Source organism: Haemophilus sp. HMSC071C11 (assembly GCF_001837655.1).
Lineage (GTDB): Bacteria > Pseudomonadota > Gammaproteobacteria > Enterobacterales > Pasteurellaceae > Haemophilus > Haemophilus influenzae.
The window spans coordinates 1-18,181 of record NZ_KV833424.1; the positions used below are offsets into that span (position 1 = coordinate 1).

The following is an 18,181-nucleotide window of genomic DNA, read 5'->3' on the forward strand; positions in this document are numbered from 1 at the left end:
TTTGGTTACCTCTGGCGGAGCAGGGAGATGCAAATGTTCAATTTAATTTGGGCGTGATGTATGCTGAGGGGCAAGGCGTCAAACAAGATGATTTTGAAGCGGTGAAATGGTATCGCAAAGCGGCGGAGCAGGGAGATGCAAATGCTCAGGCTTATTTAGGTTTGGCTTATACTGAAGGGCGTGGTGTAAGACAAGATTATACCGAAGCGGTGAAGTGGTTTCGCAAAGCGGCGGAGCAGGGATATGCAAATGCTCAAGCTATATTGGGATTCTCATATCTTTTAGGAAAAGGTGTTCAAGTAAATAAATCTTTAGCTAAAGAATGGTTTGGTAAGGCTTGTGATAATGGTGATCAAGGTGGTTGCAAATATTATGGCAAGCTAAATAGAGGGGAACGCTAATGCCTTTATTCCGCTTACCGCAATAATAATGCGAATTTTGGAATGTGGGGAAGGGATTATTTTCGAGTGGGCGTATTCAAATGGGATACGCCCCAGTTTCCCATTGGGTTTATGATTATGGCATGAATTCAAGTCAGCAACTTATTCAAAATGCCATACAAAAATATAAAAATAAAATCACAAATAAAGCGTCTGAGATTCTTAATTTCCTTTTCGCTGTCAATTTTCCCTAAAATCGGCTAGAATACGCCGATTTTATTTTCGGTGACTTACAAATGATGAAAGATTCCATTATTGCAAAATTAGAAAGTTTAAAAGAACGTTATGAAGAATTAGAAGCATTGCTAGGCGATGCGTCGGTGATTTCGGATCAGGATAAATTCCGTGCGTATTCTAAAGAATATTCGCAACTTGAAGAAGTGGTGAAATGTTTTAATCGCTGGACGCAATTAAATCAAAATATTAAAGAAGCTGAAATATTGCTTGACGATCCTGAAATGAAAGAAATGGCGCAAATGGAAATTGAAGAATCCAAAGCGGAAATTGAAGAAGTGGAACAACAACTTCAAATTCTTTTACTGCCGAAAGATCCTAATGATGAATATAACTGCTATTTAGAAATCCGAGCGGGAACAGGCGGTGATGAAGCGGGTATTTTTGCGGGTGATTTATTCCGTATGTACAGTCGTTATGCTGAAAGTAAACGCTGGCGTGTAGAAATGCTAAGTGCTAACGAAAGTGAGCAAGGCGGTTATAAAGAGGTGATTGTTAAAGTCACTGGCGAAGGTGTGTATGGTCAGTTGAAGTTTGAGTCTGGTGGTCATCGTGTGCAACGTGTACCAAAAACTGAAAGCCAAGGGCGTATCCACACGTCTGCTTGTACCGTTGCGGTAATGCCAGAATTGCCTGAATCTGAAATGCCAGAAATTAATCCAGCAGATTTGCGTATTGATACTTATCGTTCATCAGGCGCTGGTGGTCAGCACGTAAATACAACGGATTCTGCGGTGCGTATTACACATATTCCAACAGGTATTGTGGTGGAATGTCAGGATGAGCGTTCACAGCACAAAAATAAAGCGAAAGCAATGTCAGTATTAGCGTCACGTATTGTTCAAGCAGAGCAAGAACGCCAAGCCGCAGAACAAACAGATATGCGTCGTAACTTATTAGGTTCGGGCGATCGTTCTGATAAAATTCGTACATATAATTATCCGCAAGGTCGAGTTACAGATCACCGTATCAATCTCACCATTTACCGTTTGGATGAAGTGATGAATGGTAAAATTGATGAACTGATTCAGCCGATTATTACCGAATATCAAGCGGATCAGTTGGCTGCATTGTCTGAACAGAATTAATGATAGGGACATCTGATTTCAGATGTCCTTTTTAACTTTAAAAGGAAATAAAATGATCATTGAAAATCAAAAAGATGCTGAATTTTCTTCTGCTTTCAAGCCTTCTCAACTCGCTCAAGCGAGCCGTTTTAAACGTTGGCTTGCAAGTATGATTAATGGGCTTGTGCTTTGGGTGATGGCTGGTCTCGGTTTTGCATTGGGGGATTTTGCCGGTGTAGTGGGGATGATTGTATATGCTGGTTTTCAGTTATATTTCATGAAAACTTATGGTCAAACAATGGCAAAACGCTGGTTAGGCTTGCGCGTATTTAATTATCATACCAATCAGCCTGTTGAATTTGGTAAATACATCGGCCGTGAGATTATTGATATTTTATTGGCGTGGACAAGTTTCTTATTGATTATTAGCGGTATTGTTGCACTTGTACGCGATGATCGCCGTTCTTTAACTGATTTAGTGGCTGGCACGATAGTGTTAAAAGACGAAAAATAATGAATTATAAAGAATGGCTGGCACAAGCGATTGCGGATTTAGCAAAAAAAAATCCCACTGAAAATAGTAAAATTGATGCACTTGTGCTTCTTCAACACGCTACTGGCAAATCGCGTACGCAAATCCTTGCTTTTGATGATACTGAGATTGATGAAAAAGTGCGGTTAAAATTGACCGCACTTTTAGATCGTCGTCTAAAAGGTGAACCTATCGCTTATATTCTTGGTGAAAAAGAATTTTGGTCGTTGCCATTAAATGTCTCAAAAGGCACATTGATTCCAAGACCAGATACTGAAATTTTAGTGGAAAAGGCATTACAAATTGCGTTAGAAAAACTGGAAGAAAATCCACCGCACTTTCGTATTCTTGATCTCGGCACTGGCACAGGCGCAATCGCCCTCGCTTTGGCTTCCGAGCTTGCGCCCATTTGCCAAAAGCGGCATATTCCGCTGGAAATAATTGGTGTGGATCTTATGTCCGATGTTGTGGCATTAGCTCAATCTAATGCAGAAAGAAATCAGCTAAATGTAGAATTTTTGCAAAGCCGTTGGTTTGATAATATAACAGGGAAGTTTGATCTTATCGTCAGCAATCCGCCTTATATTGATGCGCAAGATGAACATTTGCATCAAGGCGATGTGCGTTTTGAACCCCTTTCTGCATTAGTTGCCAATGATGAGGGGTATGCTGATTTACGTCATATTATTGAATTAGCATCGAGTTATTTGAATTCTAATGGCGTATTATTGCTTGAACACGGATGGCAACAAGGAGAAAAAGTGCGGTCAATTTTCCAAGAAAATCATTGGGAAATGGTTGAAACTGTGCGTGATTATAGCGACAATGAGCGTGTCACTTTAGGTTTTTGGAAGAAGTAATGAAATATTATCGACGTGCGTTATACGATAAATTTGTGCATTTTTATCTTGTTATCTCTGATGATGGCAGCTCAGAAGCACAACTTCGGGGAAAAATGGGTGGGCTTGTGCGTAAAGCGCGTAAAAAAATTTCGCCAGATTGGCCGAAAGAAGAGCAGATTCATCAGTTACTACAGCTATTTTATGGTGATTGGGGCTTTCATTGCGATCCAGAAGATTATTTTTATGCTCGCAATTTATATTTGCCTTATGTGTTTGAACATCGTCAAGGAATGCCAGTGACTCTTGGGGCAATGGTGTTTTATTTAGCTGAGGCATTGGATTTGCCAATTTACCCAGTAAATTTCCCAACACAGTTAATTTTACGTGCTGAAGTCAGAGATGAAGTGGCTTTTATTGATCCTTGGGATGGCACTTATATTTCACAAGAAAAATTGCAGCAACTTTATGAAGGTGCATTTGGGTTTGGGGCGAAAATTCAACCCGAAGAACTTGATAGAGCCGATCTTTCTTTACTTTATTCTCGCTTTGAGCAACTGGCGAAAAATGCGCTTATTCGTGAAGAGCATAACGATATGGCATATCACTATATTAAGAATTTAATGATTACTGATGCTGAAAATCCTTATCATATCCGTGACCGTGGCTTAGTTTTAGCTCAAATGGGGGCTTATCCTTCAGCATTGAAAGATTTAGAATTTTTTGTGGAACATTGTCCAAAAGATCCAACGGCGGCGTTTATCCGCACGCAACTTTTAGAACTTAAAGGCGAGATTAATAAAGATACTTTTCCCCTCCATTGATTTAAGGAAAATTTATGCAAAATAAAATTGTAAAAATTGGCAATATTGATGTTGCAAACGACAAACCTTTTGTGCTTTTTGGCGGAATGAACGTGCTGGAAAGCCGTGATATGGCAATGCAAGTGTGCGAAGCTTATGTGAAAGTGACAGAGAAACTTGGCGTGCCTTATGTATTTAAAGCGTCTTTTGACAAAGCGAATCGTTCATCTATTCATTCTTACCGTGGACCTGGCATGGAAGAAGGATTAAAAATTTTCCAAGAATTAAAAGATACATTCGGGGTAAAAATTATTACCGATGTACACGAAATCTATCAATGTCAGCCCGTTGCTGATGTTGTCGATATTATTCAACTTCCCGCCTTTTTGGCGCGTCAAACAGATCTCGTTGAAGCGATGGCAAAAACAGGCGCAGTGATTAATGTGAAAAAACCACAATTTTTAAGCCCAGGTCAAATGGGCAATATCGTGGAAAAAATCGAAGAATGTGGTAATGATAAAATCATTCTTTGTGATCGTGGAACAAATTTTGGTTACGATAATTTAATTGTGGATATGCTTGGCTTTAGTGTAATGAAAAAAGCCTCTAAGGGTAGCCCTGTTATTTTTGATGTAACCCATTCACTTCAATGCCGTGATCCATTTGGGGCAGCATCGAGTGGTCGTCGTGCGCAAGTAACCGAATTAGCGCGTTCAGGTTTAGCAGTAGGCATTGCAGGTTTATTCTTAGAAGCACATCCAAATCCAAATCAAGCAAAATGTGATGGCCCTTCTGCATTGCCACTTTCTGCGCTTGAAGGCTTTGTTTCCCAAATGAAAGCCATCGATGATTTAGTAAAATCTTTTCCAGAATTGGATACCTCAATTTAAATTTCATCAAAAGTGCGGTTAATTTTGACCGCACTTTGTATATAAAAAAGGAGCAATTAATGAAAATCGTATTTTTAGATAGCACGGCTATTCCTAAACATATTTCAATTCCTCGCCCAAGTTTTGAACATACTTGGACTGAATATGATCATACGTCTTCTGCCGAAACCATTGAGCGAGCGAAGGATGCGGACATTGTTATTACCAGCAAAGTGATTTTTGATCGTGAAACTTTGCAACAACTGCCAAAATTAAAGCTGATTGCGATTACTGCGACAGGTACAAATAATGTTGATCTTGTGGCTGCAGAAGAAATGGGCATCGCCGTGCGTAATGTGACAGGTTATTCCAGTACAACCGTGCCAGAACACGTAATCGGTCTGATTTTTTCTTTAAAACACAGTTTGGCAGGTTGGTTACGCGATCAAACGGAAGCAAAATGGGCGGAAAGCAAACAATTTTGTTATTTTGATTATCCAATTACAGATGTGCGCGGTTCAACGTTGGGCGTATTTGGTAAAGGTTGCCTAGGAACAGAAGTGGGGCGTTTGGCTAATGCCGTGGGAATGAAAGTGCTTTATGCAGAACATAAAGATGCTACTGTTTGCCGTGAAGGTTATACGCCTTTTGATGAAGTATTAAAACAAGCGGATATTGTGACGTTGCATTGCCCATTAACGGAAACAACAAAGGATTTAATTAATACAGAAACCTTATCCAAAATGAAAAAAGGTGCATTTTTGATTAATACAGGGCGTGGGCCTTTGATTGATGAACTTGCCTTAGTTGATGCGTTAAAAACGGGGCATTTAGGCGGAGCGGCTTTGGATGTAATGGTAAAAGAGCCACCAGAAAAAGATAATCCGTTAATTTTAGCTGCAAAAACGATGCCTAATTTAATTATCACACCACATATTGCTTGGGCGAGTGATAGTGCAGTGACAACATTAGTTGGCAAAGTAATGCAAAACATCGAAGAATTTGTACAACAATTACATCAAAAATAATGAATTTTCCTATTTCTCTTTATATTGCACTACGTTATTGGCGTGCGAAAAGTGCGGATCGTTTTGGGCGATTAGTAACTAATCTTGCAAGCCTGGGGATTGTGCTAGGTGTGATGGCATTGATCATCGTGCTTTCGGTGATGAATGGATTAGAAGGTTACCAAAAACAACAGGTGCTATCTTCCATTCCTCATGCGATTGTGAGCGAAGAACAGCCTATTTCTACAGAAAAAACGCTAGAAAATTTACCGCACTTTGTCCAAAAAGCCGTGCCGATCAATACAACAAATGTGATTTATCAAACGGCAAAAGGCGTAAGTGCAGGACAAATTATAGGTATTCAATCATTTTCTGATGATCCTTTGGTTGAATCTTTTGATCAGACTAAATTTAATGAAATTTTGCCTAGAGGGGAGTTTAAACTGGTCATTGGTGATCAACTGGCGCAAAAACTGGGCGTGAATATTGGGGATAAAATCCGTTTGATGATTACGGAAAATAGCCAATATACACCATTCGGTCGGGTGCCAATGCAGCGTTTATTTACTGTTAGCGATATTTATTATGGTTATGGCGAAGCATCTGGTTACGAAGCCTTTGCTAATATTACAGATATTGGTCGCTTAATGCGTATTCAACCTCAGCAAGCGCAGGGCTATCGTTTATTTCTGAATGATCCGTTCCAAATTACAGAACTCCCACAACATTTCCCGACACAAAAAATCACAGATTGGCGTGTGCAAAAAGGCGAATTTTTCCAAGCAGTGAGAATGGAAAAAAATATGATGGGTTTGCTGATTAGTTTGATTATTGTCGTGGCGATTTCCAATATTGTCACCTCTTTAAGTTTGATGGTGGTGGATAAACAAGGGGAAATTGCGATTTTGCAAACTCAAGGCTTAACAAAATCCCAAGTGCGTTCAGTGTTCATTTATCAAGGATTACTGGTGGGATTTGTTGGCACATTACTCGGTGCTATTTTAGGTGTTTTAGCTACGTTGAATTTAACGGACATTGTAAGTGCGGTAAATCCACAAGGTGTTTTTTTACCGACAGAATTATCCTTTGTTCAAATGATTTTTGTCATTGGATTTTCGCTGTTACTTTCCTTGCTTTCAACCCTTTATCCTGCTTATCGAGCTGCGAAAGTAGAACCTGCAGCAGCTTTGAGATACGAGTAAATGGTAAATAAATGATGGATGAACAATCACTTTTAGCTTTTGATACACAACATATTTGGCATCCTTATTCTTCAGTTTCTTCTGATATGCCGCTTTATGCGGTGGAACGTGCTGATGGTGTGATGATAACTTTAAAAGATGGTCGTCGTTTGATTGATGGTATGTCCTCTTGGTGGGCGGCGTTGCATGGTTATAATCATCCTCGTTTAAATGCGGCGGCACAGAATCAATTAGCAAAAATGAGCCATATTATGTTTGGCGGATTTACCCATGACCCTGCGGTGGAATTAGCTCAATTATTGGTACAAATTTTGCCCAATGGATTAGATAAGATCTTTTTTGCTGATAGTGGTTCTGTTGCAGTGGAAGTAGCGATGAAAATGGCTATTCAATATCAGCACGCTAAAGGAGAAGTGCAACGACAAAAATTTGCCACTATTCGTTCAGGTTATCACGGCGATACGTGGAATGCGATGTCAGTGTGCGATCCAACCACAGGGATGCATCATTTATTTCATCATAGCCTGCCTGTACAATATTTTCTTCCTCAACCCAACATTCCATTTAATGAATCTTGGAATGATTGTGTCATTGAACCTTTAGCTGATTTACTTAAGAAAAAAGGTAGCGAAATCGCCGCACTGATTTTAGAACCTGTTGTGCAAGGTGCGGGTGGTATGTATTTTTATTCGCCAACTTATTTAGTGAAAGCGCAAGCGCTTTGTAAACAATATGGTGTATTGCTGATCTTTGATGAAATCGCCACGGGATTTGGTCGAACAGGGAAATTATTTGCAGCTGAACACGCAGGCATTTCGCCAGATATTATGTGTATCGGTAAAGCATTAACGGGTGGTTATTTAACTTTATCGGCAAGTATTACGACCACTGAAATTGCGCAAATTATTTGTAGCGGTGAGGCTAAATGCTTTATGCACGGGCCCACTTTTATGGCAAACCCGTTGGCTTGTGCAATTGCAGCGGAATCTATCCGTTTATTGTTGGAAAGTCCTTGGCAGCAAAATATTCAGCGAATTGAGCATTCCTTAAAACAACAGCTTTCGCCTTTAGCTGAAAAAGATTACGTCAAAGAAGTTCGTGCATTAGGGGCGATTGGGGTGGTTGAAATGAAAAGTGCGGTAAATATGAAAACTTTAGTTCCACGTTTTGTGGAACAAGGTGTTTGGATTCGACCTTTCGGAAAATTGGTTTATGTTATGCCACCATTTGTGATTAAAGATGATGAACTTCAGAAATTAACGGAAGGCATGATTTTGGCTTTAATTCAGGAATATGAACATTAGGATAAAAAATGGATGCTTTCAAACAGCAACTGGAACAGCTTAGCGCACAAAATCAATATCGTTCAATTCCAGATTTAGTTCATCAAGGACGATATATTATGCGAGAAAATCGCAAAATGCTGAATATGTCATCTAATGATTATTTAGGTTTGGCATCAAATGAAAACTTGCGCCAGTCTTTTTTACAGCAATACGGCGGTAATTTCCCCTCTTTTACCAGTTCTTCATCGCGTTTATTAACGGGCAACTTTCCTATTTATACCGATTTGGAAGAGCTTGTCGCACAACGTTTCCAACGGGAAAGTGCGTTATTATTTAACAGCGGCTATCACGCCAATATCGGCATTTTGCCTGCTTTGACGACGAAAAGTTTGATTTTGGCAGATAAATTAGTGCATGCCAGCATGATTGATGGCATTCGTTTAAGCCAATGTGAGTTCTTTCGTTATCGTCATAATGATTATGAACATTTGAAAAATCTGCTTGAAAAAAACGTCGGAAAATTTGACCGCACTTTTATCGTTACCGAATCTGTTTTCAGTATGGACGGCGACGTGGCGGATTTGAAACAGCTTGTTCAATTAAAAAAACAATTTCCCAATACTTATCTTTATGTGGATGAAGCCCATGCAATAGGCGTTTACGGTAAAAACGGATTAGGTATTGCCGAACGAGCTAATGTGATAGCTGATATAGATTTGTTGGTTGGCACTTTTGGCAAGGCCTTAGCTTCAATGGGGGCTTATGTCGTCTGTGATCAAATATTAAAAGAATGTTTGATTAATCAAATGCGCCCATTGATTTTTTCAACCGCATTGCCGCCGTTTAATGTGGCTTGGACTTATTTTATTTTTGAACGATTGCCGCAATTCTCAAAAGAAAGAAGCCATCTTGAGCGGTTAAGTGCATTTTTACGCCAAGAAGTGGAACACAGAACGCAAATAATGCCAAGCCAAACTTGCATCGTTCCCTATATTTTAGGCGAAAACGAAGCAACCCTTGCTAAGGCGAAAGATCTGCAAGAGCAAGGTTATTATTGTTTGCCAATCAGACCGCCGACAGTACCAAAAGGTACATCCAGAATACGATTGTCTTTGACGGCAGATATGACAATGGATGAAGTGAAACAGTTTGTGGCATGCTTATAAGGAAATAATGTGAAAACGAAATTTTATGATCATCAAGGTGAGCATTTAATAGTTTATTTTGCTGGCTGGGGGACACCTCTTGATGCTGTAGTTCATTTGATTTTGCCAACAGATCATGATTTATTAATTTGCTATGATTATCAAGATTTAAATTTGGATTTTGATTTTTCCGCCTATCGGCACATCCGTTTGGTGGCGTGGTCTATGGGCGTTTGGGCGGCAGAGCGAGTATTACAAGGAATCACCTTACAATCAGCAACAGCAGTGAATGGAACAGGTTTACCTTGTGATGATAGCTTCGGTATTCCCTATGCTATTTTTAAAGGTACGTTAGATAATCTCACAGAAAATACTCGTTCAAAGTTTGAACGTAGAATTTGTGGTGACAAAGTATCTTTTGAACGTTATCAACAATTTTCTGCACGACCATTTAACAAAATTCATCAAGAACTCACCGCACTTTTTGCGATGATTCAGCAGGATAAACGCACAAATCTTATTCACTGGACAAATGCATGGGTTAGTTCTCGCGATAAAATTTTTACGCCAGCCAATCAGAACCAATATTGGGCATCCCGTTGTGCCGTTCAGAAAATAGAGGGTGAGCATTATGTGTTTTCAAGATTTACCCACTGGTCGGCATTATGGAATCATTAACTTCCGTAAATAAATCGCGTATTCAACAAGCCTTCCAAAAAGCCTTAAATAGCTATGATGAACATGCGTTAATTCAACAAAAAATGAATATTAAGTTAATGATGCATTTGCAAGACTATTTACCAAATGGGTCATTAGATAGCGTTTTGGAACTAGGTTGCGGGTCTGGTATGTTGAGTACGTTGTTGCAGAAACAGATTTCAGCCAACTATTGGTTATTTAATGATTTGTGCGATGTGCGCACTCTACTCACTGAAAAGCTGATTCAACCCTTTGATTTTTATTGTGGTGATGCAGAGAACTTTCCTTTTCAACGACGATTTGACTTGATTGCAAGTGCATCCGCCGTGCAATGGTTTCACCAACCCGACGCTTTTATCGCCCATTGCAAAACAGGCTTGAAAACAAACGGATTATTGGCGGTTGCAACCTTTGGCGAAGACAATTTGAAAGAAGTCCGCCAGATCACAAATATAGGATTAAATTACCCGACTTTATCCCAATGGCAAAATTGGTTAGCCAATGATTTTGAGCTTTTATGGTGTGAGGATTTTAATGTAATACTAGACTTTGATACACCATTGGATGTACTCAAACATCTGAAATATACCGGTGTAACAGCGACTAACCAAAAAAATTGGACAAGAAAAAATCTCAATGGATTTATTGGCGATTACTTGTCGGCGTTCAGTATGCCGTCGGACAAAGTGCGCCTGACTTATCATCCGTTATTTTTTATCGCACGCTATTCTCACATAGAAAATCAGTAAGGAATATTTATGGGCAAGGTTATTTTTATATCTGGCATTGATACTGATGTGGGAAAAACGATTGCCACAGGCATTTATGCTAAAAAATTGATGGAACAAGGCTGTTCCGTGATTACACAAAAAATGATTCAAACAGGCTGTAAAAATATCGCTGATGATTTACTTGTGCATCGAAAGATTCAAGACATTGATTTAACGGAAGAAGATTTACAAGGCAAAACCTGCCCTTATGTTTTTGAATATCCTTGTTCGCCACATTTAGCTGCAAAGCGAGAAAGTAGAAAAATTGAAGCAAAAATCATTGAAAAATCTACCGCACTTTTGGCAGAAAAATATGATTATGTACTATTGGAGGGTGCTGGTGGCTTAATGGTACCTTATTGTGAAGAAGAGACGACGTTGGATTATATCCAGTTAAATAATTACCCTTTAATTTTAGTGACATCGGGAAAACTAGGCAGTATAAACCATACATTATTAAGTTTAGAGGCTTGTCGTACTCGAGGTATTTCAGTATTAAGTGTAATGTATAACGGTTACCCAGAATATGATCCTATTATTAGTCAAGAAACCCAACGCTATTTAAAACGTTATCTTGAAAAACATTTTCCTGAAACAGGATTTGAATACTTTGGGTGTATTGAAATTTAAGCTCAAGGAAAAGTGTGATAGACTCGCGCAAGTTTTTGATGGGATTATCTGCCGCTAAAGTGCGGTTAAAACGAGTAAAAAATGAACAACTATTTATTAAAATGCGAAAATATCAATAAATTTTATCAAGAGGGCGAAAATCAAACGCAAGTGTTAAAAGGCGTTTCTTTTTCTATGGAACCTGCAGAGTTGGTTGCGATTGTGGGGAGTTCAGGTTCAGGGAAAAGTACTTTATTACATACTTTAGGGGGACTTGATCAGCCAAGTAGTGGGGAAGTGTTTATTAATGGACAATCCTTGCAAAAAGCATCGGCTAATGAATTAGCTGCTTTGCGTAATCGTTATTTAGGATTTGTGTACCAATTCCATCATTTAATGGCGGATTTTACCGCACTTGAAAATGTGATGATGCCGATGTTGATTGGTCATCAAAATAAAACTGAAGCGAAAGATCGCGCTGAAAAAATGCTAAGTGCGGTGGGATTAAGCCATAGAATTACCCATCGTCCTTCTGCGCTTTCTGGTGGGGAACGTCAGCGTGTGGCGATTGCGCGTGCTTTAGTGAATAATCCATCGTTAGTTTTAGCGGATGAACCCACAGGAAATCTCGATCACAAGACCACTGAAAGTATTTTTGAGCTGATTCAACAACTTAATCAAGAACAAAATATCGCCTTTTTATTAGTCACTCACGATATGGGGCTTGCGGAAAAATTATCACGCCGTTTAGTTATGCAAGATGGTCTTTTGAAGGAGGGGGCGTGATGAATACGCCGTTTTTTATTAGCTGGCGTTATCAACGTGGCAAACAAAAAAATCCTTTAGTCGCGTTAATTGCAAAATTCTCTGCAATTGGTATTGCATTGGGTGTTGCAGTTTTAATTGTTGGCTTAAGTGCGATGAATGGTTTTGAGCGTGAGCTTAATCAACGGATTTTGGCAGTCGTGCCGCATATTGAGATTTTTTCTGCGCATCAAGCGAAAGATCCCACAATTCATCATTGGCAAAATTTAGAAAAACGCCTACAACAAAATCCACAAATTAAAGGAATCTCTCCTTTTGTTAGCTTTACGGCATTGGTAGAAAATGGCTCAAAATTGAAAGTTGTTCAGGTCAAAGGTGTTGAAAAACAAGCAGAAGATAAGGTAAGTTCAATTGGCAATTTTGTACAAGAGCAAGGTTGGAACAAATTTGAGAAAGAAGGCGGATTGGTCTTGGGAGCGGGTATCGCTAAAGAACTTGATGTAAAAGTAGGGGATTGGATTACCTTGCTTATTTCTCAGCAAAACGGCGATGAACAATTTGCTCAACCAACTCGTGAGCCAGTGCAAGTTACCGCTATTTTACGCTTAGATGGTCAGCTTGATTATAGTTATGCCTTATTGCCGCTTGCTCAAGCACAAACCTTTTTGACTTATCAACCTGATCAAATTACAGGTGTTGAATTGAAATTAGATGATCCTTTTTCTGCGAGAAATCTGGATTTATCAATGCTTAATGATTATCCGCAGATGCTATATATGCAAAATTGGATTAGTAAATTTGGTTATATGTATCGCGATATTCAGCTTATTAGAACCGTAATGTATATCGCAATGGTGCTTGTGATCGGTGTTGCGTGTTTTAATATTGTTTCTACGCTGATTATGGCGGTAAAAGATAAGCAGGGCGATATTGCCATTATGCGCACGCTTGGGGCGAATAATGCGTTTATCAAACGTATTTTTATTTGGTATGGCTTACAGGCAGGAATGAAAGGTTGTTTAATTGGAATTGTGTTAGGCATTATACTTGCATTAAATCTTACAACCTTTATTCAAGGTATTGAGTGGGTTATCGGTAAGAAATTATTATCGGGCGATGTGTATTTTGTGGATTTCTTGCCAAGCGAGTTACATTGGTTGGATGTTTTGATGGTTTTAGTTGCAGCACTTGCATTGAGTTTAATGGCAAGCCTTTATCCAGCAAGCCGAGCTGCTAAATTACAACCTGCACAAGTATTAAGTAGCCATTAATTTCGAGAGTACAGCACAAAAGTGCGGTATTTTTTTATCTTTTATTTACTTAATTATTTCGTTTTATTCAGCTTGCAAGAGAGTTGTAAAGATAGTTTAATAGGGAATTCGTAGGTTTTATTCTAAAAAAAACATATCGAACTAGTTTACTAGTACAAAAATAAGTGTAGATTAGCTACATAATGAAAACACAACATTTGAAAGTTTGAGAGTGATATATGGCTAAAGAGAAAATTGAAATTGTCGTGGCAAACGACGATACGCGAATTGAAAAAGTCGATCAGGTGTTACCACCCATTGCCTTATTAGAAAAATACCCAGCAAGTGAACAGGCTGCGGCGTTAGTGAAGCAAACTCGTCATGAGGCACATAATATTATTCATGGTAAAGATGATCGTTTATTAGTCGTGATTGGGCCTTGCTCTATTCATGATCCGAAAGTTGCCATTGAATATGCGACTCGTTTAAAACCATTACGTGAAAAATACAAAGATAGCCTTGAAATTATTATGCGTGTGTATTTTGAGAAACCGCGTACAACGGTGGGTTGGAAAGGTTTAATTAATGATCCATATTTGAATGATACTTATCGTTTAAATGATGGGTTACGCATTGCACGGAAATTACTTTCAGATATTAATGATCTTGGTGTGCCTGCAGCGGGCGAGTTTTTAGATATGATTACACCTCAGTATTTGGCAGATTTTATGAGCTGGGGGGCGATTGGGGCTAGAACAACAGAATCACAAGTTCATCGTGAGTTGGCTTCAGGTTTATCTTGTGCTGTTGGGTTTAAAAATGCCACTAATGGTGGTGTGAAAGTCGCTTTAGATGCAATTGGTGCGGCGGAAGCTCCCCACTATTTCTTATCTGTCACTAAATTTGGTCATTCTGCAATTGTTTCTACAAAAGGGAATGAAGATTGCCATATTATTTTACGAGGTGGAGATAAAGGTCCTAACTATAGTGCTGAAGATGTAGAAAAAGTTTGTGCTGATATTGAAAAAACAGGGCGTATTCCACACGTTATGGTTGATTTTAGCCATGCAAACAGCAGTAAACAATATAAAAAGCAAATGGATGTTTGCCAAGACGTATGTAATCAGATTGCATTTGGTTCTAAACAAATCTTTGGCGTAATGGTGGAAAGCCATTTAGTGGAAGGTCGTCAAGATTTAGTTGATGGCAAAGCGCAGACTTATGGACAAAGTATTACGGATGCGTGCATTGGATGGGAAGATTCTGAAAGATTATTGCAACAACTTTCTGATGCAGTTATTGCTAGACGTAAAGCGACGAGTAATTAATTGAAATATAATCTAGATACTAGATAGAAGTGCGGTTGATTTTCACCGCACTTTTTTATTTGCTTTTAACTACGCTGCCCATTTCATTTTATTGCGACGTTTCATTTGATGAATCGTATTGGTTACGGTGCCGACAATAGGTAAATTTGACCAATCTTTTGTATTTATATTTTGTGTTGTGGAATCCAATGCCATAAAAAGGTAATTGCCGCTATGCGTCATAAATTCATAGACATGAAATTCGTTATTTTCTTCTAGCACAACAAGATCACCAGAATAAAGATCGTCATTTTTTTCGACGACTAACATATCGCCGCTTTCAATTCCCCAAGCCAACATATTTGGGTTAGTTATATGAATAAAACAAGTTTGTTTTGGACGTTTGATACAGTAAAGATTTAAATCTAATTTTTTGTTGAATTTAAGGTTATCTTCTATATCACTGAAAAAAGGCAGTGGATTATAAGAAAAATCCATTTCATATTGTGTAGCCAAAGTTTGGTTGTTCATTCTCTTATCTCCTGTTAAATAATATGGATAAATAACCTTTTACCTTGTTCTTTTGTACAGTTAAATTTTACTGATATTTCATACAGGGTGTCAATAGGTTAAATAAAAAATTTTTTTATAAGTATGTTTTTAGAGAATATCTAATAACTTTAGAAAAAAGTTCACTTTTAGAGTGAAAAATAATAAAAATATTTTCTTTCATTAAAATTTTACGCTATCTTTAATCCCCCTAGGTGGATTGGTAACAATCTGAAGTTAAATTTACTAAAAGAAAGATAAAAATATGAACACATCACGTCTATTTAGTCTGTTATTTCAGGGTAGTTTGGTAAAACGAATTGCCGCTGGCTTGGTTCTTGGTATTGTTGTTGCATTGATTTCAGCACCATTACAAGAAACCATTGGTTTTAATCTTGCTGAAAAAGTTGGCGTATTAGGTACGATTTTTGTAAAAGCTCTGCGTGCCGTTGCACCAATTTTAATTTTCTTTCTTGTTATGGCTGCCCTTGCAAACCGTAAAATTGGTACGAAAAGCAATATGAAAGAAATAATTGTGCTTTACCTTTTAGGCACATTCTTAGCTGCATTTGTTGCTGTTATTGCTGGTTTCGTATTCCCAACGGAAGTTGTACTTGCAACCAAAGAAGATGCAAGCTCAGCACCGCAAGCTGTTGGCCAAGTTTTATTTACCCTTATCTTAAACGTGGTAGATAATCCATTAAATGCAATTTTCAAAGCAAACTTTATTGGTGTATTAGCATGGTCTATCGGTTTAGGTTTGGCTTTACGTCATGCATCTGATGCAACTAAGAACGTATTATCTGATTTTGCAGAAGGCGTATCAAAAATTGTTCACGTGATTATTTCTTTTGCACCATTTGGTGTATTCGGTTTAGTGGCTGAAACCTTATCTGATAAAGGTTTAGTCGCATTAGGCGGTTATGTGCAATTACTTGCTGTATTAATTGGTACGATGTTATTTACTGCTTTTGTTGTAAATCCTATTTTAGTTTATTGGAAAATCCGTCGTAATCCTTACCCATTAGTGTGGACTTGTGTACGCGAAAGTGGGGTAACTGCATTCTTCACTCGTAGTTCTGCAGCAAATATTCCAGTGAACATTGAATTAGCAAAACGCTTAAATCTTGATGAAGAAACTTATTCTGTTTCTATTCCATTGGGTGCGAACATTAATATGGCGGGTGCGGCGATTACTATTACTATCTTAACTTTAGCCGCAGTTCATACACTAGGCTTAGAAGTTTCCTTCGTTAGTGCGCTTTTATTAAGTATTGTTGCAGCACTTTGTGCTTGTGGTGCATCTGGCGTAGCGGGCGGTTCATTATTATTAATCCCATTAGCATGTAGCTTATTTGGTATTTCTGATGATGTAGCAGCACAAATGATCGGTGTTGGTTTTATTATCGGTATTTTACAAGACTCAACCGAAACAGCATTAAACTCATCAACTGACGTATTATTTACTGCGGCAGTATGTATGGAAGAAGAACGTAAAAACGCAGCATAATGATGATGCAAATAAGAGAGCGGGCTATGCCCGCTTTTTTTTATGTGATTTTATATGCAAAGTGCGCTCTATTTTGATAGACTTCTGTCACGTTTTATTTCCCTACAAATAGGTAAGAAAAATGAATCACTTAATTATTTTTGCTCACCCTAATTCAGTGCGTAGTTTTGGGCGAGCGATTGCCAATCGTATTGAGCAAATTAGTCAAGAAAATGGTGTAAATGTATTTTTTCGTGATCTTTATGAAATGAATTTCAATCCAATTTTATCTCATGAAGAATTGCAGAATGCTAACAAAGGTATTATTCCAGAAGATATTCAGCAAGAGCATGATTTTATTCTTCAAGCAGATTTAATTACGTTGGTTTATCCCCTTTGGTGGATGGGGTTCCCAGCAATTTTGAAAGGATATTTAGATCGCGTATTAAGTCACGGTTTTGCCTATAAAACGGAAAACGGCGAATCAGTGGGGTTGCTAAAAAATAAGCAAATGCAGCAATTTATTACGATTGGCAGTAATGTTGATCAATATAAAGAATTTGGTGTGGATAAATCGCTTAATCATTGTTTGATTAATGGATTATTCAATTATTGTGGAATTGAAAATGTCGAGTTTGAATTATTTGGAGATATTCATTTAATTGATGATGAGGCTCGTAAGGCGATGATTGAACTTGCTGCTCAAAAAACTCAAGCAAAATTGACCGCACTTTTAAAGGAAAAAGAGTAATGTCTGAAAAACAAATTAATAATTTTTCATTAATTAGTCGATTATTCGGTAATCTTTTTTATCGTTCTCCAACAGATAAAGTACTCGCTGACGCATTTGTTTGGTTACAACAAAAAGGTTTGAGTCAAGTTTGGGCGTTAGATACTGATAAAGAAAGTGAATTAGCACTGAATAGCTTGCAAGTTAAAATCGATCTCAATTTATTGAACGAAGAGTATCAAAAATTATTTGGTGCGAATGGGAAAGTGATGACGGCTATTTCAGCTTATGGCATTGATGTTGAAGAATTTGTGAATTTTCGCCTTGTACGCAATATGCCAGAGGTGGAAAGTGCGGATCATTTTGCTTTATTATTGCTCACTGCTTCTTGGCTTGAAGATAATTCGGATTCTTTAGTGGCTCAACAAGAATTCTTTGAAACTTTTTTACTGCCTTGTGCAGCGAAGTTTTTAACTCAAGTTGAAACGCAAGCAACTTTGCCTTTTTATCGTGCATTGGCCCTTCTTACACGAGAAATATTGGCAGCGATGGCGGATGAATTGGAAGAAGAGTAGGCAATATTTTGCTT

The 18,181-nt window shown here is 38.2% G+C and carries 20 protein-coding genes; 19 read left to right on the top strand and 1 reads right to left on the bottom strand.

All coding sequences use genetic code 11. The annotated features are described in order from the left end of the window. From HMPREF2644_RS05935 to aroG, 16 genes are all read left to right on the top strand, one after another. The coding region (locus HMPREF2644_RS05935; RefSeq protein ID WP_257286092.1) for a tetratricopeptide repeat protein at positions 1-401 on the top strand (401 nt) is incomplete at its 5' end. Between the two features lie 278 nt (positions 402-679). Beyond that, positions 680-1,762, top strand: coding sequence for a peptide chain release factor 1 (prfA, locus tag HMPREF2644_RS05940; protein ID WP_070828317.1), 1,083 nt, complete (start codon positions 680-682; stop codon positions 1,760-1,762). Positions 1,763-1,814: 52 nt separating this feature from the next. Then, a complete protein-coding gene (locus HMPREF2644_RS05945; protein ID WP_005688499.1) occupies positions 1,815-2,255 on the top strand; it encodes an RDD family protein in 441 nt (146 codons plus the stop codon). Next, positions 2,255-3,133, top strand: a complete 879-nt coding sequence (prmC, locus tag HMPREF2644_RS05950) for a peptide chain release factor N(5)-glutamine methyltransferase (RefSeq protein WP_005693587.1) — start codon at positions 2,255-2,257, stop codon at positions 3,131-3,133. Before HMPREF2644_RS05945 ends, prmC begins: the two co-directional genes overlap by 1 nt. Then, entirely contained in the window at positions 3,133-3,936 is an 804-nt protein-coding gene (locus tag HMPREF2644_RS05955) for a SirB1 family protein (RefSeq protein WP_005654786.1), read from the top strand. The genes prmC and HMPREF2644_RS05955 overlap by 1 nt, the downstream gene beginning before the upstream one ends. Before the next feature lie 14 nt (positions 3,937-3,950). Continuing rightward, positions 3,951-4,805, top strand: coding sequence for a 3-deoxy-8-phosphooctulonate synthase (gene kdsA / locus HMPREF2644_RS05960; protein WP_005654784.1), 855 nt, complete (start codon positions 3,951-3,953; stop codon positions 4,803-4,805). Positions 4,806-4,864: 59 nt separating this feature from the next. Next, entirely contained in the window at positions 4,865-5,812 is a 948-nt protein-coding gene (locus tag HMPREF2644_RS05965) for a 2-hydroxyacid dehydrogenase (protein WP_005654781.1), read from the top strand. Next, positions 5,812-6,993, top strand: coding sequence for a lipoprotein-releasing ABC transporter permease subunit (locus HMPREF2644_RS05970; protein ID WP_005654778.1), 1,182 nt, complete (start codon positions 5,812-5,814; stop codon positions 6,991-6,993). The genes HMPREF2644_RS05965 and HMPREF2644_RS05970 overlap by 1 nt, the downstream gene beginning before the upstream one ends. Positions 6,994-7,007: 14 nt before the next feature. Beyond that, positions 7,008-8,297, top strand: coding sequence for an adenosylmethionine--8-amino-7-oxononanoate transaminase (bioA, locus tag HMPREF2644_RS05975; RefSeq protein WP_038441465.1), 1,290 nt, complete (start codon positions 7,008-7,010; stop codon positions 8,295-8,297). Positions 8,298-8,305: 8 nt separating this feature from the next. Beyond that, on the top strand, positions 8,306-9,445 hold the full coding sequence (bioF, locus tag HMPREF2644_RS05980) for an 8-amino-7-oxononanoate synthase (protein ID WP_011272541.1): 1,140 nt from the start codon (positions 8,306-8,308) through the stop codon (positions 9,443-9,445). A gap of 9 nt (positions 9,446-9,454) precedes the next feature. Further along, the gene (locus tag HMPREF2644_RS05985) at positions 9,455-10,102 is read left to right on the top strand and encodes a DUF452 family protein (RefSeq protein ID WP_011272542.1); all 648 of its coding nucleotides are present in this window, start codon (positions 9,455-9,457) and stop codon (positions 10,100-10,102) included. Beyond that, positions 10,090-10,872 carry a malonyl-ACP O-methyltransferase BioC gene (gene bioC, locus HMPREF2644_RS05990; protein ID WP_011272543.1) on the top strand — a complete coding sequence of 261 codons (783 nt, stop codon included), beginning with the start codon at positions 10,090-10,092 and terminating at the stop codon, positions 10,870-10,872. Before HMPREF2644_RS05985 ends, bioC begins: the two co-directional genes overlap by 13 nt. A gap of 9 nt (positions 10,873-10,881) precedes the next feature. Next, a complete protein-coding gene (bioD, locus tag HMPREF2644_RS05995) occupies positions 10,882-11,523 on the top strand; it encodes a dethiobiotin synthase (RefSeq protein ID WP_038441295.1) in 642 nt (213 codons plus the stop codon). A gap of 81 nt (positions 11,524-11,604) precedes the next feature. Beyond that, a complete protein-coding gene (gene lolD / locus HMPREF2644_RS06000; RefSeq protein ID WP_005693575.1) occupies positions 11,605-12,288 on the top strand; it encodes a lipoprotein-releasing ABC transporter ATP-binding protein LolD in 684 nt (227 codons plus the stop codon). Continuing rightward, the gene (lolE, locus tag HMPREF2644_RS06005) at positions 12,288-13,538 is read left to right on the top strand and encodes a lipoprotein-releasing ABC transporter permease subunit LolE (protein WP_011272545.1); all 1,251 of its coding nucleotides are present in this window, start codon (positions 12,288-12,290) and stop codon (positions 13,536-13,538) included. Before lolD ends, lolE begins: the two co-directional genes overlap by 1 nt. Before the next feature lie 218 nt (positions 13,539-13,756). Next, the gene (aroG, locus tag HMPREF2644_RS06010) at positions 13,757-14,845 is read left to right on the top strand and encodes a 3-deoxy-7-phosphoheptulonate synthase AroG (protein WP_005687779.1); all 1,089 of its coding nucleotides are present in this window, start codon (positions 13,757-13,759) and stop codon (positions 14,843-14,845) included. Between the two features lie 69 nt (positions 14,846-14,914). On the opposite strand, the gene HMPREF2644_RS06015 is transcribed toward aroG, so the two are convergent. Continuing rightward, on the bottom strand, positions 14,915-15,355 hold the full coding sequence (locus tag HMPREF2644_RS06015) for a LexA family protein (protein WP_005667050.1): 441 nt from the start codon (positions 15,353-15,355) through the stop codon (positions 14,915-14,917). A gap of 283 nt (positions 15,356-15,638) precedes the next feature. Here HMPREF2644_RS06015 and sstT point away from each other — a divergent pair, with 283 nt between their 5' ends. The 3 genes from sstT (at position 15,639) to HMPREF2644_RS06030 (ending at position 18,167) form a co-directional block, all read left to right on the top strand. Continuing rightward, the gene (gene sstT / locus HMPREF2644_RS06020) at positions 15,639-16,883 is read left to right on the top strand and encodes a serine/threonine transporter SstT (protein ID WP_011272546.1); all 1,245 of its coding nucleotides are present in this window, start codon (positions 15,639-15,641) and stop codon (positions 16,881-16,883) included. Positions 16,884-17,004: 121 nt separating this feature from the next. Further along, positions 17,005-17,613: an NAD(P)H-dependent oxidoreductase gene (locus HMPREF2644_RS06025; RefSeq protein ID WP_005687782.1), complete on the top strand. Its 609-nt coding sequence runs from the start codon at positions 17,005-17,007 to the stop codon at positions 17,611-17,613. Continuing rightward, the gene (locus HMPREF2644_RS06030; protein WP_011272547.1) at positions 17,613-18,167 is read left to right on the top strand and encodes a TorD/DmsD family molecular chaperone; all 555 of its coding nucleotides are present in this window, start codon (positions 17,613-17,615) and stop codon (positions 18,165-18,167) included. Before HMPREF2644_RS06025 ends, HMPREF2644_RS06030 begins: the two co-directional genes overlap by 1 nt. The last annotated feature ends 14 nt before the right edge of the window (positions 18,168-18,181 follow it).

What these genes read in the sequence shown, in the direction of transcription:
- prfA (WP_070828317.1), top strand. Translation starts at nt 680, where the DNA reads ATGAAAGATTCCATTATTGCAAAATTAGAAAGTTTAAAAGAACGTTAT.
- HMPREF2644_RS05945 (WP_005688499.1), top strand. Translation starts at nt 1,815, where the DNA reads ATGATCATTGAAAATCAAAAAGATGCTGAATTTTCTTCTGCTTTCAAG.
- prmC (WP_005693587.1), top strand. Translation starts at nt 2,255, where the DNA reads ATGAATTATAAAGAATGGCTGGCACAAGCGATTGCGGATTTAGCAAAA.
- HMPREF2644_RS05955 (WP_005654786.1), top strand. Translation starts at nt 3,133, where the DNA reads ATGAAATATTATCGACGTGCGTTATACGATAAATTTGTGCATTTTTAT.
- kdsA (WP_005654784.1), top strand. Translation starts at nt 3,951, where the DNA reads ATGCAAAATAAAATTGTAAAAATTGGCAATATTGATGTTGCAAACGAC.
- HMPREF2644_RS05965 (WP_005654781.1), top strand. Translation starts at nt 4,865, where the DNA reads ATGAAAATCGTATTTTTAGATAGCACGGCTATTCCTAAACATATTTCA.
- HMPREF2644_RS05970 (WP_005654778.1), top strand. Translation starts at nt 5,812, where the DNA reads ATGAATTTTCCTATTTCTCTTTATATTGCACTACGTTATTGGCGTGCG.
- bioA (WP_038441465.1), top strand. Translation starts at nt 7,008, where the DNA reads ATGGATGAACAATCACTTTTAGCTTTTGATACACAACATATTTGGCAT.
- bioF (WP_011272541.1), top strand. Translation starts at nt 8,306, where the DNA reads ATGGATGCTTTCAAACAGCAACTGGAACAGCTTAGCGCACAAAATCAA.
- bioC (WP_011272543.1), top strand. Translation starts at nt 10,090, where the DNA reads ATGGAATCATTAACTTCCGTAAATAAATCGCGTATTCAACAAGCCTTC.
- bioD (WP_038441295.1), top strand. Translation starts at nt 10,882, where the DNA reads ATGGGCAAGGTTATTTTTATATCTGGCATTGATACTGATGTGGGAAAA.
- lolD (WP_005693575.1), top strand. Translation starts at nt 11,605, where the DNA reads ATGAACAACTATTTATTAAAATGCGAAAATATCAATAAATTTTATCAA.
- lolE (WP_011272545.1), top strand. Translation starts at nt 12,288, where the DNA reads ATGAATACGCCGTTTTTTATTAGCTGGCGTTATCAACGTGGCAAACAA.
- aroG (WP_005687779.1), top strand. Translation starts at nt 13,757, where the DNA reads ATGGCTAAAGAGAAAATTGAAATTGTCGTGGCAAACGACGATACGCGA.
- HMPREF2644_RS06015 (WP_005667050.1), bottom strand. Translation starts at nt 15,355, where the DNA reads ATGAACAACCAAACTTTGGCTACACAATATGAAATGGATTTTTCTTAT.
- sstT (WP_011272546.1), top strand. Translation starts at nt 15,639, where the DNA reads ATGAACACATCACGTCTATTTAGTCTGTTATTTCAGGGTAGTTTGGTA.
- HMPREF2644_RS06025 (WP_005687782.1), top strand. Translation starts at nt 17,005, where the DNA reads ATGAATCACTTAATTATTTTTGCTCACCCTAATTCAGTGCGTAGTTTT.
- HMPREF2644_RS06030 (WP_011272547.1), top strand. Translation starts at nt 17,613, where the DNA reads ATGTCTGAAAAACAAATTAATAATTTTTCATTAATTAGTCGATTATTC.